Raw genomic sequence first — 15,850 nt, forward strand, 5'->3', positions numbered from 1 at the left:
CGAAATGCGTCAGCTCGGCGTAGTCAGTTCTTGAAAGCAAACTGAAGCCGTAAGGAGACAGTGCATCTGGGAATCAAACGTAGCGAGAGAAGACATAAGGCGAACGGGCGAAAATTGCAATCGTCAAAGCGGGCGCGCCTCCTTGCGCACCCAATATCTTCGACGGCGACGCGCGGCTTCTCGCCGACGCCGGTCCGGGCGAGAAATCGAAGAGATTTTGGACCTTTGCCAAGGCGCCCGCGTTACTCCCTAGCGAACACAGAGATCTTCAGTCGCTGAAGACCCAGGAGGACCCCCATGACAGCAGCTCCGCTTGGCCCCGGCCAACTCAACGCAATCGACCATGGCGGCTCGGGTCGGCCCGTGGTCCTGATCCACGGCTGGCCGCTCTCGGGCAAGGCGTGGGAACGGCAGGTCCCGGCCCTGCTCGACGCCGGCCACCGCGTCATCACCTATGACCGCCGAGGCTTCGGTCTGGCGGAAAAACCCACTGAGGGCTTCGATTACGACACGCTCGCCGCCGATCTCGATGCCCTCATCACGGCAATGGATCTGCATGACGTGACACTGGTGGGCTTCTCGATGGGCGGCGGCGAAGTCGCGCGCTACATCCGCAATCACGGCGAAGGCAGGCTGCGCGCCGCTGTGTTCGCCTCCGCCGTGACCCCCTATCTGATGCAGAGTGACGACAACCCCGACGGCCCGCTGACCAAGGAGGCCGCCGAGGAGATGGAGCAGGGCCTGCGTGATGGGCGCGAGACCTTCTTCCCGCAATTCGTCGAGACTTTCTACAGCGCCGGCGGCGAGCTCAAGGCCTCGGACGAGGATTGCGAAAAGGCGGTAACGCTGTGCAACCAGTCCGACCAGAGCGCGGCGCTCGGCTGCATGGAAGCGTTCGGCACGACCGATTTCCGCGCCGACCTGGAGGCCGTGCGGGTGCCGGTTCTGGTGATTCACGGCGACAGCGACGAAATCGTTCCGCTCGAAGGCTCGGCCGCGCGGACCTACAAGGCGATCCCCGACAGCCAGTTCTTCACGATCAAGGGCGCGCCGCATGGCTGCAACGTCACCCATTCGGAAGAGTTCAACATCGCGCTGATGGAGTTCCTGAAGTAACGCCCCCCGGGCTTCGGCCTTCTATCAGTCCGGCCCGCGATCCCTTGCGGGCCGGGTTTCTATTGTCTAAAATGTTCATGTTTTGTTTCCACCACCCCTCTCTGTCGCTGCGACCCGATGACCACGCCCCACCCTTTCCCCCTGCGCGAAGGCCGCACCCATGAGGTTTGCGGCATGGGCACCACGAGCTTCGCCTGCGCGGTCTGCGCCAGCACCACGGGACCGATCCTCTGGGTGAACGAACGCCATCGCCGCGAAGGGCTCAATCCGCGCGGGCTGGTGAGCTTCTTCGACCCCGGGCGGTTGCTGCTGGCGCGCGGCAAGGACCAGACCGACACGCTCGCGGTGATGGAAGAGGCGCTGCGCGACGGCTCGGTGCCGCTTGTGATCGGGGAATTGCCGCGCGAGATCGGGCTGACGGCGGGGCGGCGGCTGCAACTGGCCGCCAAGGAGGGCCGCGCGACGGGGCTGTGCCTGATCCTGCCCGATGGCGGCTCGAACGCGGCGGAGACGCGCTGGCACGCGATGCCGATCTACGACAAGCTGCTGCGCGAGGGCGTGGACTCGCCGCGTCTGCGCTGGCGGCAGCTGAAGAACAAATCCGGCCCCTGCCGCGCCTGGGAGGTGGAGTGGAACGCGAAGACCCGCACGCCCGAGATCCTGTCGGTCAATGACTGCGCACCGTCGAGCGTGCCGGTGTAGCCCTATGCCTCAGAGGTCGAGCTTGTCCTCGATCGCGCCGATCTGGGCGACCGGATCCACGGGCCACTGGCTGATATTCTGCAAGCCGCGATCTTCCAGCACCGCGCTGCCCGGATGATCCGCCAGCCACGCCTCGATCTGCGCATCGCGGGCGCGCAGGAGTGCGGCGAATTGCGGTCGGTAGAGCGTGACCATCGCGCTCAGCCACAGGTTCACCGCCCAGTTCGGATGCGCCAGTTCGATCGCGAAATGATCGAGCAGCCGGATCATGTCCTCGGCGCGGTAGAGGCATTCGTCCGTGACCCAGCGATTGGTGGTGAAAATGCGGATCGCCCGGCCCTTCGCATCCACGCTGATCGCGCCGATATGGGCGAAGCGCGCGGACCTGTCCTCGGGGATTTTCGCACCGGGCAGATCCCACGGCTCCAACCCCGGAATGATCCCTTCGGGGCGCATGAACAGGTGGAAATGCCCGTTCTCTCCCTCGGCCATCTCGCGCGCGTCATGGGCATGGTAGAAATAGTGGCAATGCGTCTCGGTATCGAAGACATCGCCCTGCGGGTAGCGCGACCAGACAAGGAAATCCCCCTGCCCGCGCAGCACTTCCGAGACGACGCTCATTCCCGATTTCGCCAGAACCGTCTCGCATTCGAGCACGGTCTCGGCCGCGTCATGCATCTCTTCCAGTCGGGCACGAGGCAGCCCCTCGATCCCCGGATCGGCGATGCGCAGCGTGGGCGCTGGCGTCGCCGGGTTGGCACTGTCTGGTGACATCTCGGAGGATGTTTCGGGTCGAGTCATCGGTCTCTCCTCATGCGAACGGGGCCAGCCTAGGCGCTGACCCCGTCCTTGTCATCGCGGCATCTGCGCTCAGAGCGGCTCCATGCCGAGCATCTCACGCACAGCCGGTTCACGCGAGGTCTTCAGACCAATCTGGCGGCCTTCCTGCACGGCGATCTCGTTCGGAACGCCTTTCGAGGCACGGTAGAGCGCCCACATCGCGCCCACGCGGTTCGCGCTCTCGCAATGCAGCAGGATCGGGTAGTTCGCCGGGTCTTCGACGATCTTCGCGAATTCGGCGACCTGTTCCTCGGTCGGCGCCTTGGTCGGCACGGAGATCTGGATATAGTTCATCCCGGCCTTCTGCACGAGATCGCCCTCGTTCGGCGCGCCCTCGTCAGGCTTGAGCAGACTCACCACGGTCTTGAAGCCGAGCATCTTAAGCATCGGGATGCCCGTCGGGTCGATGAAGCCACCAGTGCCGACATAGGGCGTCGCGCGCAGGTAGTTGTCGACGATCGGGGGCATCTTGTCGCCATAGGGCGCCTGCGTGGCCTTGACGGTAGTGTCATAGGGCCCGCTGGCCATCGGTGCCGCGTCGTTGCCCGCATCCGCAGCCTTTGCCGCCGAGGGGGCGCAGGGGTTCGCCGCGGCGGGCGCGCAGGGGTTGGCCGCCGCCGGAGCGCAAGGGTTGGCCGGAGCGCAGGGGTTCGCGACCGCCGGCGCACAGGGGTTGGTCGCCTGCGCGCTGGAGGTGGCGGGAACCGCGGCGCTCATCGCGACCGCCGTCACCGGCACCATCGCGGCGCGCAACAGGCTCTTGCGTTTCTTGTGCAGTTTCATGGACTTTGTCCTCCCTAGGCTATCGTCCGTGTTAATACTGGTTACCCACGCGCGTTTGCTGATGTCAGGGCGAACTCGTCGGCCTCGTCATCCGGGGCGCAGACCTCTTCGGCGGTGAACGGACCGCCACGCGACCGCTCGAGGATCGTGCCGAGGCGGAAGCCCACAGCGGCGATGATGATCAGCGCCAGCAGGATCATCCATTCCGGCAGCCCGAAGAGCTGCGGCAGGGTCTGCGCCGTCGGCCCCTGACCTGCGAGGTAGAAATCCTTGATCGGGTCGAACACCCAGGCGAAGACCGAGGTGCCGAGCACCATGCCGATCGCGAAGACCACCGCGTCGATCCGGCCCGAGGCCACACCGACCACGGAGGTGCCCGGGCAATAGCCGCCCACAGCAAATCCCGCGCCGATGAAGACGCCGCCCAGCAGGATCGCCCAGAAGAAGAGCGTCGGGATGAAGACCGCGGCCGGGCCCATCCAGCCCATCGTCCGCAGCACGTAGAGCCCCACGGCGCAGACGATCACCGCGGTGAACATCACCTTGAAGACCGAGAAGTCGCGCAGCGTGAACTGCCCCGTCAGCTTGCGCGGAGAGCCGAAGCCCGCCGCTTCCAGCGCATAGCCGAACAGGATGCCCGACAGGAGGCCCGAGGCTATGCCGCTATCGTAAAGAGGGATGCTCATTGCCAGATCCTCCGCATCATCATGGAGACGGCGAAGCCCGCCGCGAAGAAGCCGATCAGGAAGACGAAGCCCGCCACGGCGAGCGTCGCGCTGCCCGACAGACCCAGGCCCGAGGTGCAGCCGCGCGCCAGACGCGCGCCGAAGCCCACCAGCGCGCCGCCCAACAGCGCATAGACGAGGCGATTGCCGGAACTGGTGCGCGGCCCGCGCTCGACCTTGACCGAGATCCGGCCCGCGCCTTTCGCGCCGAGCCACGCCCCGATCAGGACACCGACCACTTCCCAGGTGATCCAGCTCAGAAGCGGGCTGCCTGCCGCCATGAAAGGACCGAAATAGGAATTGCTGGCGGTCGCCTGCGGGGAGATCCAGTCATTGGCCTGCGCCGCGAAGCGGGTCACGAAGCCGGATGCGCCGAGCCCGTGCCCGGTCACGATGAAGGTCAACAGCAACGCGAGGCCGAGCGCAGTGCCGGCGGCGAGCGGTGACCAGAATGGTTTTGGAGCGTCTCTCATGAAAACCTCCGATCCTCCCATAATCATATTCAAAGATGATGATACAATACACCCGAACCGTTTCAACATTTTTAACCGCTGCAATGCGGCAAATGACATATTGTCGGAAAGCACCCTACCCGCCCGCCAGAGAAAACCACCGAAAGCCAAAGCCTTGCCCCAATCCCCCGTCTCGTTCACCGCGACGATTGATCGCGACGGTCGCTGCGAATTGGCGCGGTCGGGGGCGCGGCTTTTTCCCTATTGGAGCTTCACCAAACCGGTGATTGCGGCTCTGGCGCTGATGCTCGAGGCCGAGGGGGGGCTCGACCTGCGCGCGCCGCTCGACCTGCCGGAGCTGCCCGGTGGCATCACCCTCGCCCGTCTGCTCGACCACAGCGCGGGCCTGCCCGATTACGGCACCCTGCCCGACTATCACGCCGATGTCGCCGCCGGACGCGCACCGTGGCCGCGCGATCTGCTGGTGGCACGGGATTTGGCGCAGCACTCGCGCGACGAGTGGCGCTATTCCAACCTCGGTTACATGCTCGCACGCGAGGCGATCGAACGGGCAGCCTGCCGGAGCCTCGCGGAGCTGGTACGAGACCGGATCGCTGGACCGTTGGGGCTTGAAAGCGTGCGGCTCGCGGAGGCGCCTGCCGATTTCGCAGAACTTCACTGGCCCGAGGCGCGCGACTACCATCCCGGCTGGGTCTATCACCGCACGCTGATCGGCACGGCGGGCGATGCGGCGCGGCTGTTGCGCGGGCTGAGCGATCTGCTCTCGCAAGACGCATTCGCCCGCATGACCGCCTGTCGCGAGCTGGGCGGCGCGCTGCCGGAGCGACCTTGGACGCGGCATGGCTACGGGCTGGGGCTGATGTGCGGCGACTGGGGCGAGACGCGCGTTTTCGGCCATTCCGGCGCGGGGCCGTTCAGCGCCAACGCCGTCTATCACTGCCCCGAGACAGGCCGCACCGTCGCCGCCTTCACGCATGGCCCCTTCGAAGGGCCGGCGGAACAAGCCGTGGCCAAACTCGTGGCTGGGCGGTGAGGGGTGCGCCCGGCGCTGGGGGGGGCGCATGCGCTCCCTAGGTGGATTTCCGTTTATCGCTCCACCTCTCCCTAACCTGCGTTCGCGCGGCTCCGGTGCAGATGCGCCCTCCCGAAGGCAGGTTGGGCGCGGCCCGGGCTGACCGCCCGGGCGAAGGCACGGTTTCAGACGCGTCCGAAGCCTCCGGCGCATACCTCGTCGCCAAAAAGAAAGGCGGCAACCTCCGTCGCCGCCTCTCCCAAGATACCGGGAAATCTGATCTCACACGCCGCTGTCGAAGGGCTCGAACGCCTCGGCGCGGGCACGCTTCCAGCGCTTGAGATAGCCGAAGCGGTCGTCATCCTCGCGCAGAAGGAACCCTTCGGGCATGTAGTGATAAATCTCGTCGCCCACTTTGAAATCCCGCTCGCGGTCGCGCACCAGCAGGTGATGCGGCAGGAACTGGCCCGGATGGGTGAGGCCGGCAGCCCCCGTCATTTCGGCCAGCGCCATCATCGTGTTGCGGTGGAAATTGGCCACGCGTGTCGCCTTGTCCGGCACCACCAGCGCGCGCTGACGGATCGGATCCTGCGTGGTGACGCCGGTCGGGCAGCGGTTGGTGTGGCACGACTGCGCCTGAATGCAGCCGATCGAGAACATGAAACCGCGCGCCGAATTCGCCCAATCCGCCCCGATCGCGAGCACCTTGGCGATGTGGAACGCGGTGACGACCTTGCCCGAGGCCCCGATCTTCACCTGATCGCGCAGCCCCGCACCGCGCAGCGTGTTGTGCACGAAGCTGAGCCCTTCCACGAGCGGGAAGCCCATGTGGTTCGCGAATTCCAAAGGCGCGGCACCGGTGCCGCCTTCCTTGCCGTCGACGACGATGAAATCGGGCGTGATACCGGTCTCGAGCATCGCCTTGACGATGCACATGAACTCGCGGCGATGCCCGACGCAGAGCTTGAAACCCACTGGCTTGCCGCCCGACAGTTCGCGCAGTTCGCCAATGAATTCCATCATCTCGATCGGCGTCGAGAAGGCCGAATGCGAGGCGGGCGAGATGCAGTCGCGATCCATCGGGATGTCGCGCGCCTCGGCGATCTCGGGGGTGATCTTCGCGGCCGGGAGCATGCCGCCGTGGCCCGGCTTCGCACCCTGGCTCAGCTTCAGCTCGATCATCTTGACCTGCGGGTCCTGCGCGCGCTTGGCGAATTTCTCGGGGTTGAAGCTGCCATCGTGATTGCGGCAGCCGAAATAGCCCGAGCCCACCTCGAAGATCAGATCGCCGCCCTCGCGGTGATAGCGCGAGATACCGCCCTCACCGGTGTCATGCGCGAAGCCGCCCATCTTCGCGCCTCTGTTGAGCGCCATGATCGCGTTCGCCGAGAGCGCTCCGAAGGACATCGCCGAAATATTGTAGATCGACGCCTTGTAGGGCTGTTTGCAGGTCTCGCCGCCGATCTCGACGCGGAAATCGCTATCCTCGATGTGGCGCGGCTTCACCGAATGGGTGATCCACTGATAGCCCGATTCCGAGACACGCATCCGCGTACCGAAGGGCTTGGCGTCCTCGATATCCTTGGCCCGCTGGTAGACGATCGTGCGGGTGGCACGCGAGAACGGCACCTCCTCGTCGTCGCCTTCGATCAGGTATTGCCGGATCTCGGGGCGGATCTCCTCGAAGAAGAAGCGCAGATGGCCGAGGATCGGATAGTTCCGGGTGATGGCGTGGCGGCCCTGGATCAGGTCGTAGATGCCGACCAGCGTCAGGAAACCGAAAAGGATCGCGGCGACCAGAAACCAATCTGTCAGGATCAAGCCGGAAAGCGCGAAGAGCGTCAGCAGGGCTGACAGGACGAGCGGAGAAAACCGTATGAAACGCGTGAACATGCCCCCTCCCGCGGGGTTTTTTGTCTTGTGTTCGCTTTGCCCGCCCACTCTAGCGTGCGCGGGTTCTATGTCGAAGAACAATTACGCCCGCAACCCCGGATCGGACCAGATAGCCGCCTCGAGCGCATCGAGCCCGTCGGTCAGCGCGGCGGGGCCCGGCTGCAGAATGAGGGTCGATTTGACCTCGTGCAGCCGGTTTCGCGCAACAGCCGGAACGTCCTGCCAGCCTGGCCTTGCGGAAACTTTCTCGGGGCGGAATTTCTTGCCGCACCAGGAGCCCACGATGACCTCGGGCGCGGCTGCGATCACTTGTTCGGGAGCGACGATGCGATCCTTGGCTTTGCCCTCTTTCGCCAGCTCGGCGAAGACATCGCGCCCACCCGCGATCTCGATCAGCTCCGACACCCAGCCGACGGCAGAGATCAGCGGCTCGTTCCATTCCTCGAACCAGACGCGCGGACGGCTCGGGCGCGGCTTTGCGGCGACCTCCGCCAGACGCGTCTCGTAGCCTGCGGCCAACAGTTCCGCCCGCTCGGTGCAGCCCACCAGCGCGCCCACCGTGCAGATCATGTCGAGGATCCCCGCGACCGAGCGCTGGTTGAACGCATGCACGGCCACGCCCTCGCGCACCAGCCCCGCGACGATGTCGGCCTGAAGGTCCGAGAACGTCAGGACGAGGTCCGGCTCCAGCGCAAGGATCTTCGGTAGATCGGCGGAGATGAAAGCCGAGACGCGCGGCTTTTCCTGCCGTACCCGTTTGGGCCGCACCGCGTAGCCCGAGACGCCGACGATGCGCGCGTCCTCGCCCAGAAGGTAGAGCGTCTCGACCGTTTCCTCGGTCAGGCAGACGATGCGTTCAGGAGGAAATGCCATCAGATACCCAATGTAGAAAGTGGTTGGAAAACGGGGCCTTCCGGCGTGATCTTGAAGTGCGCGCGGATGTGAAAGACCTGCGCCAGAAGCGTCTCGGTCAGGACCTCGCCGGGCGGTCCATCCGCCACAAGCCGCCCGCGATCCATCACCCAAAGCCGGGTGCAATGGCGCGCGGCCAGCCCCAGATCATGCAGTGAGGTGACGACGGCGCCGCCCGCCTGCGCGTGGGCGCTGAAGACCTGCATCGTCGCGATCTGCGCCGCCGGATCGAGCCCGGCAATGGGCTCGTCTGCGAGGATCAGCGGGCTTTCCTGCGCGAGCGCCCGGGCGATCAGCACCCGCGCCTGCTCGCCGCCCGAGAGCTGCGTGGCGGCGCGGTCTCGGTAAGTGTCGAGCCCCATCCGGCGCAGCGCTTCTTCCACCGCCGCCGCCCCGCGCGTCGCCTGATCGCGGCCATGCGGCAACCGCCCTAGCGCGACCAGATCGGCGACCGACAGCCCCCAGGCGATTTCGCGCGCCTGCGGAAGCCACGCCGCCGCCCGCGCCCGCGCCATCGGATCGAGCGCCGACAGCGAGCTGTCCCCGCGATGCGACAAGAGCCCCATCGCACCGCGCAGCAGCGAGGTCTTGCCCGCGCCGTTGGGCCCGATCAGCCCGATCAGCTCGCCCGGCGTGACCTGCACCGAGACGTGATCGACGACCGGGCATTCGCCCCGCAGAACGGTCAGGTTTTCCAGCTCCAGCATCAGCCCTCGTGCCCCATCTTGCGGATCATCGACAGGAAGAACGGCGCGCCGACCAGCGCGGTCAGCACCCCCAGTTTCAGGTCGCGCTCAGGCGCGATCACCCGCGTCGCGATATCGGCCAGCGTCAGCATCGCCGCCCCGCCAAGCGCCGAAGCCGGAAGCAGCCGTGAGGGCCGCGCGCCCACGGATTTGCGCAGCAGATGCGGCACGACGAGGCCGACGAAGCCGATCGCACCTGCGACCGCCGTGGCCGCACCGACCATGAGCGCGGTCCCGAAGACGACCTGAAGCCTCAGTTTTTTCAAAGAGATACCAAGCGAAGCTGCAGCATCCTCCCCAAGGCTCAGCGCATCCAGCCCGGCCCCTGCGCGCAGCAGGATCAAAGCGCCCACGATCAGGAACGGCAGTGCCAGGGCGACATGGGTCATCGACCGATCGGCAAGCGAGCCCATCATCCAGAACACGATCTCGGCCGCGGCATAGGGCGACGGAGCGAGGTTCAGCACCAGCGCGGTCGCCGCCGCCGCCAGCGCGGAGACGGCGATGCCTGCAAGGATCAGCACCAGCGCCCGGCCCTCGCGCCCGGCAAGGACCAAGATCAGCGCGACGGCCACGCCCGCGCCCGCCAGCGCGGCGAGCGGCAGGGCCAGGGCGAAGAGCGCGTAGAGCCCGGTCTGGATCGCGATGACCGCGCCAAGCGCCGCCCCTGCAGAGGTGCCGATCAGCCCAGGCTCGGCAAGCGGGTTGCGCAGGAAGCCCTGCATCGCGGCGCCAGACAGCCCCAGCGCGGCGCCAACGCCGATACCGAGGATCGCGCGCGGCAGGCGCAATTCGCGCATCACCAAGCCCGCCGCGCCATCGCCGGAAATGAGCGCGGATATCCCGTCGAGCGGCGAAATCCCCGACGGTCCGATCAGCAGCGACGCTGCGAAAAGCACCGCGCAGAAGGCTGAGAGGAGAATGAGGATCGCGCGATAACTCATTGCGTTAACTTCTCTTTCTCGATCTTGCGCCCAAGCGTCGCCAGTTGCCCTACCGCATTCAGCATCGCCGGTGCGCCGCAGGTCCAGCTCGCATCGCGCAGGCCCCGCACGACCGGAAGATCGCGCAGCACCGGGTGCGCCAGCACCTCCTGCGCGCGGCTCGTGCCGGTGCCGCCTTGCGAGCCCCCCACGACCACCAGATCGGGGCGATCCATCACCAGATCCTCCAGAGGCAACCGTCCGCCCCAGTCGAGCCCCGGCCCGCTGACGACGTTCTGAAACCCTGCCATTTCAAGGATTTGCCCTTCAAGGGTCCGCGGCCCGTAGCCATAGCCCGAGGGCCCGATGATCGCAGCTTTCAGCCCCGGCGCGGGTGTCTGGATCGCCGCCAGCCGCGCATCGAAATCCGCGAGCATCTTCGCCGCGCGACCGGGATGGCCAAGAAGCTTCCCCATCGTCTCGATCCGGCCGCGGATCTCGGGCAGCGAGGTGCCCGGCGGCAGTTGCTCGACCCGGATTCCGAGCGTGCGCAACATGCGGATCGTATCGGGGTTCGACCACGTATCGGCCAGCACGAGGTCGGGATGGAGAATCGAGATTTCTTCGGCGCGCCCGAAGTTTACGGGAAGGTCTTCAGCCTGTTTCCAGTGCACCGACATCGACGGGTCGGTCGCGAAATGGCTGACTGAGACGATCTGCGACGGATCGGCCAGCGCCAGCGCCAGCTGATCGGTGCAGAGGTTCATGGAGACGACCCGCTGCGGCACATCTCCCGCAGGCTCTTCCGCCCATGCGGAGGAGGTCGCCGCCAAGGCGGCGAAAAGGGCGGCGCAAACCGCCCTTTTCAGATCAGAACCGCGCACGCAGCCCCACATAGGCGGCGCGACCCGAGGTGCCGTAGCCCGGCCAGAGCTGGTAATCGGTGTCGGTCAGGTTCTCGATGCGCAGATAGGCCTCCTTCTCGTTGCCCAGATCGTAGGTCATCTGCGCGTTCAGCAGGCCGTAATCGGGCTGACTCTGACGATCGGTGACCACACGCATATCGGCGGCGAGCGTGATCTTGTCGGTCACCTGCGCGTCGATGCCCGCGGTCAACGTATGACGCCCGAAGGCCGAGTTCCACGTCGATCCCGACGACAGCCCGTCGGGGTTCTTCCAGTCGAGATAGGTGTAGCCGAGGCTGTAGTTGATCTTGCTGGTGATCGGCCCTTTCAGCCCCAGCTCCAGCCCCTGCCGCTTCGCGGTGCCCGAGGTCTGGTAGTAGGTGCCGTCGTAGTCGATCAGGTCGTCCACCTCGATATGGAACAGCGTCGCGGTCAGCTTATGCGCACCGAAGTCACGCTCGACGCCGAGATCGTAGCTCAGCGATTTCTCGGGCTTGAGGTCGGGATTGCCCACGTAGCCGTCATAGAGTTCATAACCCGACGGCGCGCGGAAGCCATTGCCGATCGACGCCCGGTAGAGCGTCGCGGCGTCGGCCTGCCACGTCACGCCCAGACGACCCGTGGTGTTGCCGCCGAAATCCGAGTGATCGTCGTGGCGCGCGGAGGCGGTCACGTTCACCCCGTCCATCGGCGAGAAAGCATATTCACCGAAGATACCCGTATCCGCCGTGAGGACGTGGCCCGAGACATAGGTGCCTGTATAGGTTTCCAGCGTGCGATCCGCCCCGAAGGTCAGCCGCCCCGGCCCGAGATCCGTCGAGGCTTTCCAGTCGAGTTTGCGGCGCTTGCCCTCGTAGCCATAGTCATAGACCGGATACCAGCGCGAGGTCGTGTAATAGGTCAGACCGAGCTCGTGATCGAGCGGGCCGGTCGCGAATTTCGCGAAGAGACGTCCGCCCCGCTCCTTGTGGATCGTGTATTCCCCGTCGTCGGAGGGCGGCGAGGTGAAGGCATTGTCGAACTCGCCCCGATCGTTCTGCGCGAACCCGTTGAAGCCGATCAGCAGATTGTCGGAGATGCGCTTCTGCGCGCGCAGGCTGACACGGTCGGCGCGGTAGCCGTCCTTCTCGGTATTGCCGTTCTTCTTGTCGGCGGCCGAGAAGCCTGCAGTGTAAATTTTCGACAGCTGAATCGCGAGCTCGTCATCGCCCTTCTTCCAGCCGAAATTATAGGCCGCATTCGCGGTGTGGTAGGAGCCGAGCTCGAGCTTGACGCTTTGGCTCACGCCATCCTCGGTCGGGCGCGGCGTGTCGAGGTTGATCACACCGGCGACCGCCTGCCCGCCATAGACCGCCGATTGCGAGCCGCGCATGATCTCGACCCGGTCGTAGTTGAACGTGTTGAACCGGCCCAGGTCGGGCAGCACCTGCGTCGCCGACGGATCGGAGACGTCGATCCCGTCCACCATGACCTTCACGTAATTCTGCGACACGCCGCGAATGGTGAAGCCGGTCTGCGCGCCCATCGGCCCGCGCGACAGGATGCCGACGCCCGGCGACTGCGCGATCAGGTTGGCGAGACGGGTCTGGCCCGAACGCTCCAGCTCCTTGCGCGACAGCACGGTGACCGCCTGCGCGGTCTTGTCCGACGATTGCGGCTCGAGCGCGCCGTGATAGATCACGATCTCATCGAGTTGGTAAGGTTGCGCATCTTGCGCGAGCGCGGGGCCTGCCAGCGCTGTGGTGAGCATCAGGCCCACGGTCAAACGGGTGCGGATCATATCCAATTCCCTCGTGCCGCGACTCTGCGGTCGCGTGAACTTCGTATTGCAAGTCTTTGGAAATTTGGAATTTCCGCCGACGGTGAAAAATGTCACCACTGACGGAAGACCGCCTCCGCTGCGCGCCCCGCACAGGCAGAAAGGATGAGCGCCTCGGCAGGTCTCCTGGCTCGCGGGTCCTGGTTCCGGCTGGCCTTCCCGGGTCTCCCCAGTGGCTCAGTCAGCCGTCACTCGCCGCTCACAGTTGCGGGGGCAGCCCCGGAATGAATGCACGCATCGCACCGGGTTCCCTTTTCATCCGCTTTCGCGGAACCGAAGTGCCCCTGCTGTGCCGCGCGCGCCGCACTGAGTCAAGAATATTTCAGCTTTCCACAGCGCGTCGGCAGCGCCGGTTGAACCGGATCGAGGATAGCAGCGCGAGACCGATCAGCCCGGCCCCGATCAGGCCGGTGATCACCTCGGGCACTTCCACCAGCGTCTGCGCGAACATGACGACGGAGAGGATCAGGATCGACCAGAAGGCGCCGTTCTCGAGATAGCGGAATTCGCTGAGCGTGTTACGCTCCACCAGCATCAGGGTCATCGAGCGCACGTACATCGCACCGATCCCCAGACCGATCGCGATCAGGAACAGGTTCTGGGTCAGCGCGAAGGCCCCGATCACCCCGTCGAAACTGAAGGACGCATCGAGCACTTCGAGATAGAGAAACGCGCCGAGGCCCGCCTTGGCCGTCTCGGCGGCGATATTCGTCCGGTCGAGCACGTGGCTGAGCACCTCGACGCCGAGAAAGGTCGCAAGGCCGCAGATGGAGGCGAAGAGGAACTCGTCCTCGCGCCCCTCCGGCAGAATCCAGGTGAAAAGCAGAACGACGACCAGCACGAAGCCGATCTCCAGGCCCCGGATCGACGCGAGCGCGCGCAACCGGCGCTCCAGCGCGCGGATCCAGTCGACCTCCTTGCCCTCGTCGATGAAATAGGTGAGCGCGACCATCATCAGGAAGGCGCCACCGAAGCCCGCGATCGACAGATGCGCGTCCTCGATGATCTCGGCATATTCGGCCGGGTGTTTCGCAGCCAGAAGAACCGCATCCCAAGGTCCGATGCCCGCGGCGATCACGACGATCAGAAGCGGGAAGAGGATACGCATCCCGAACACCGCGATCAGGATGCCCCATGTCAGGAAACGACGCTGCCATTTCGGCGTCATCTGGTGCAGCTTGTTGGCGTTGACGATGGCGTTGTCGAAGCTCAGCGAGATTTCCAGCACGGCCAGCACGGCAGTGATCATCAGGAAAGAGACCGCGCCGCCAAGCCCGCCGGTCTGGGCGAACCCCAGCGCGAAGGACCCGACCAGCCCTGCCACCGTGACGGCGATGGCCCAGGAAAAATAACGATACATGATGGTCATGCTGGCTCCGGCTGCATGAGGCCTCACTTAGGCTTCGCCCCCTGTCTTCGCAAGGGAGCGCACTGTCAGAGTTGGTCTGTGTGACCCTACGGCGTGGGGCGGGTCGGCGGGAAAACGCGGCGCAAGATACCCTGCGCACGGCGGGTCGCGCCCGCTAGAGCCCGACCTCGTCGAGCCAGCCCTTGATCCGCGCCTCGTTCACCCCGAGATCGGATTTCCCGTAGACGAGGTGCCCGCGGATCTGCAGCGTATCGCCTTCGATCCAGAGCGTGGTGACATCGGGAAAGCCCCAGAGGGCCGAGCGCGTCACATAGGCCGCGTAGCCCTCGTCGGCGCTGCCCGCGACGCGCTTGGTGCGCGCGGTGCCCCGGATGATCTTGTCGAGCGCGGCCATCTGCGCCGGCGGATCGGAGACGTCGCGCACGGCCTGAAACCCGCCTGTCTCCGGGTGGTCACCGGGCGCTTTCGCCAGCCCGTCGACATCGAAGCGCGCCGGATCAATCGGGGCGAGGCGCACCCATCCGTCGGCCGCCACCACGACGGCGAGCCCGAGCGCGAGGATCGTCACGGCCCGTTTCATGCCGCCCTCTCCCGCATCGCCCAGCCCGCAAGGGCGATCAGCTCGGTCGCGACATGGGCCCCGGCGATCGCCGTCACCCCGGTCGGATCGTAGGGCGGAGAGACCTCGACCACGTCGCCGCCGATCAGGTTGATGCCCTTCAGCCCGCGCAACAGCTCTGCCGCCTGCCAGCTCGCCAGACCGCCCCAGACAGGCGTACCGGTGCCGGGCGCGAAGGCCGGGTCCAGACCGTCGATATCGAAGGTGAGGTAGCAGGGTCTATCACCCACCACCGCGCGGATGCGTTCGAGCGTGGGACCGATCCCTTCGCGATGCACGCTCGGCGCATCCACGATGTTCACGCCCAGCGTATCGGGATTGTCGGTGCGGATGCCGACCGAGACCACATTCTCCGCCCGCAAGACGCCCGACTTGATCGCCTTGTAGAGGAAAGTGCCATGGTCGATCCGGTCCATGTCGTCATCGGCCCATGTGTCGGAATGGGCGTCGATCTGGATCAGCGCGATCTCGCCATGCGCGGCGACTGCCGCGCGCAGGATCGGCAGCGTGATGAAGTGATCGCCGCCGAGCGTGATCGGCACCACACCCGCCCCGAAGATCGCGCCGAGATGCGCCTCGATCCGGCCCGGCACCTCGGGCACATTGGCATAGTCGAAGGGCATGTCACCGTAATCGACGATCGCCAGCTCGGAGAGCGGGTCATAGCCCCAGCCATAGGGCGCATCGAAAGCCTGCAGCGTCGAGGCTTCGCGGATCGCGCGCGGCCCGAACCGCGTGCCGGGGCGGTTGGTCACCGCCTGATCGAAGGGGATGCCGGTCACGGCGATCTGCGCGCCTGCGAGGTCTTTCGTGTAGCGCCGCCGCAGGAAGCTGGTCGCGCCACCGAAGGTATTCTCGAAGCTCAGACCGCGCGCATCTGCGCGCGTAAAGGCCTGATCCACTTGGGTTTTCGCATCTTCCAGAGCCATGGTCGCCCTCCCTTTCGCCCGCGAAATCTGCGCCAGCCCTCGCAGGAGGTCAAGTTGCCCCGCAAGGCGACGAGGGATGCGTCC

The 15,850-nt window shown here is 65.8% G+C and carries 16 protein-coding genes and 1 riboswitch; of the genes, 3 read left to right on the plus strand and 13 right to left on the minus strand.

The features are described 5' to 3' along the window. The first annotated feature begins 297 nt into the window (after positions 1 to 297). Both BMG03_RS12240 and BMG03_RS12245 read left to right on the plus strand, forming a co-directional pair. Complete coding sequence (locus BMG03_RS12240; RefSeq protein ID WP_075775054.1) at positions 298 to 1,116, plus strand: alpha/beta fold hydrolase; 819 nt, start codon at positions 298 to 300, stop codon at positions 1,114 to 1,116. Positions 1,117 to 1,233: 117 nt separating this feature from the next. After that, the gene (locus BMG03_RS12245; RefSeq protein WP_075775055.1) at positions 1,234 to 1,818 is read left to right on the plus strand and encodes an ImuA family protein; all 585 of its coding nucleotides are present in this window, start codon (positions 1,234 to 1,236) and stop codon (positions 1,816 to 1,818) included. A 9-nt stretch (positions 1,819 to 1,827) separates the two neighbouring features. On the opposite strand, the gene BMG03_RS12250 is transcribed toward BMG03_RS12245, so the two are convergent. The 4 genes from BMG03_RS12250 to BMG03_RS12265 form a co-directional block, all read right to left on the minus strand. Next, positions 1,828 to 2,619, minus strand: a complete 792-nt coding sequence (locus BMG03_RS12250) for a DUF6969 family protein (RefSeq protein WP_157771586.1) — start codon at positions 2,617 to 2,619, stop codon at positions 1,828 to 1,830. Positions 2,620 to 2,688: 69 nt separating this feature from the next. Continuing rightward, a complete protein-coding gene (locus BMG03_RS20760; protein WP_077701248.1) occupies positions 2,689 to 3,441 on the minus strand; it encodes a protein tyrosine phosphatase family protein in 753 nt (250 codons plus the stop codon). A 41-nt stretch (positions 3,442 to 3,482) separates the two neighbouring features. Next, positions 3,483 to 4,127 carry a DUF6691 family protein gene (locus BMG03_RS12260; protein ID WP_075775056.1) on the minus strand — a complete coding sequence of 215 codons (645 nt, stop codon included), beginning with the start codon at positions 4,125 to 4,127 and terminating at the stop codon, positions 3,483 to 3,485. Continuing rightward, positions 4,124 to 4,639 (minus strand): YeeE/YedE thiosulfate transporter family protein, encoded by a 516-nt coding sequence (locus BMG03_RS12265; RefSeq protein WP_075775057.1) that lies wholly within the window; start codon positions 4,637 to 4,639, stop codon positions 4,124 to 4,126. The genes BMG03_RS12260 and BMG03_RS12265 overlap by 4 nt, the downstream gene beginning before the upstream one ends. Before the next feature lie 154 nt (positions 4,640 to 4,793). Here BMG03_RS12265 and BMG03_RS12270 point away from each other — a divergent pair, with 154 nt between their 5' ends. Then, on the plus strand, positions 4,794 to 5,672 hold the full coding sequence (locus BMG03_RS12270) for a serine hydrolase domain-containing protein (RefSeq protein ID WP_244270945.1): 879 nt from the start codon (positions 4,794 to 4,796) through the stop codon (positions 5,670 to 5,672). Positions 5,673 to 5,933: 261 nt separating this feature from the next. Here BMG03_RS12270 and BMG03_RS12275 read toward each other — a convergent pair whose 3' ends face one another. The 9 genes from BMG03_RS12275 to speB all read right to left on the minus strand — a co-directional run bounded on the left by BMG03_RS12275 (position 5,934) and on the right by speB (position 15,766). Beyond that, positions 5,934 to 7,544, minus strand: a complete 1,611-nt coding sequence (locus BMG03_RS12275; RefSeq protein ID WP_075775058.1) for an FMN-binding glutamate synthase family protein — start codon at positions 7,542 to 7,544, stop codon at positions 5,934 to 5,936. 81 nt (positions 7,545 to 7,625) lie between these two features. Then, entirely contained in the window at positions 7,626 to 8,417 is a 792-nt protein-coding gene (locus tag BMG03_RS12280) for a cobalamin-binding protein (protein WP_075775059.1), read from the minus strand. After that, on the minus strand, positions 8,417 to 9,163 hold the full coding sequence (locus BMG03_RS12285; protein ID WP_075775060.1) for an ABC transporter ATP-binding protein: 747 nt from the start codon (positions 9,161 to 9,163) through the stop codon (positions 8,417 to 8,419). Before BMG03_RS12285 ends, BMG03_RS12280 begins: the two co-directional genes overlap by 1 nt. Continuing rightward, positions 9,163 to 10,146: a FecCD family ABC transporter permease gene (locus BMG03_RS12290; protein ID WP_075775061.1), complete on the minus strand. Its 984-nt coding sequence runs from the start codon at positions 10,144 to 10,146 to the stop codon at positions 9,163 to 9,165. Before BMG03_RS12290 ends, BMG03_RS12285 begins: the two co-directional genes overlap by 1 nt. Continuing rightward, positions 10,143 to 10,892 (minus strand): ABC transporter substrate-binding protein, encoded by a 750-nt coding sequence (locus BMG03_RS12295; protein ID WP_157771587.1) that lies wholly within the window; start codon positions 10,890 to 10,892, stop codon positions 10,143 to 10,145. Before BMG03_RS12295 ends, BMG03_RS12290 begins: the two co-directional genes overlap by 4 nt. 103 nt (positions 10,893 to 10,995) lie before the next feature. Next, the gene (locus BMG03_RS12300; RefSeq protein ID WP_075775063.1) at positions 10,996 to 12,810 is read right to left on the minus strand and encodes a TonB-dependent receptor plug domain-containing protein; all 1,815 of its coding nucleotides are present in this window, start codon (positions 12,808 to 12,810) and stop codon (positions 10,996 to 10,998) included. Between the two features lie 138 nt (positions 12,811 to 12,948). Further along, positions 12,949 to 13,142, minus strand: a riboswitch (cobalamin riboswitch). A 29-nt stretch (positions 13,143 to 13,171) separates the two neighbouring features. Continuing rightward, positions 13,172 to 14,209, minus strand: coding sequence for a DUF475 domain-containing protein (locus BMG03_RS12305; protein ID WP_369907757.1), 1,038 nt, complete (start codon positions 14,207 to 14,209; stop codon positions 13,172 to 13,174). Positions 14,210 to 14,372: 163 nt separating this feature from the next. After that, a complete protein-coding gene (locus tag BMG03_RS12310) occupies positions 14,373 to 14,798 on the minus strand; it encodes a DUF1499 domain-containing protein (RefSeq protein WP_075775065.1) in 426 nt (141 codons plus the stop codon). Further along, the gene (gene speB, locus BMG03_RS12315) at positions 14,795 to 15,766 is read right to left on the minus strand and encodes an agmatinase (protein WP_075775066.1); all 972 of its coding nucleotides are present in this window, start codon (positions 15,764 to 15,766) and stop codon (positions 14,795 to 14,797) included. The genes BMG03_RS12310 and speB overlap by 4 nt, the downstream gene beginning before the upstream one ends. Positions 15,767 to 15,850: the final 84 nt, after the last annotated feature.

Origin of the sequence: Thioclava nitratireducens (genome assembly GCF_001940525.2) — a bacterium.
Lineage (GTDB): Bacteria > Pseudomonadota > Alphaproteobacteria > Rhodobacterales > Rhodobacteraceae > Thioclava > Thioclava nitratireducens.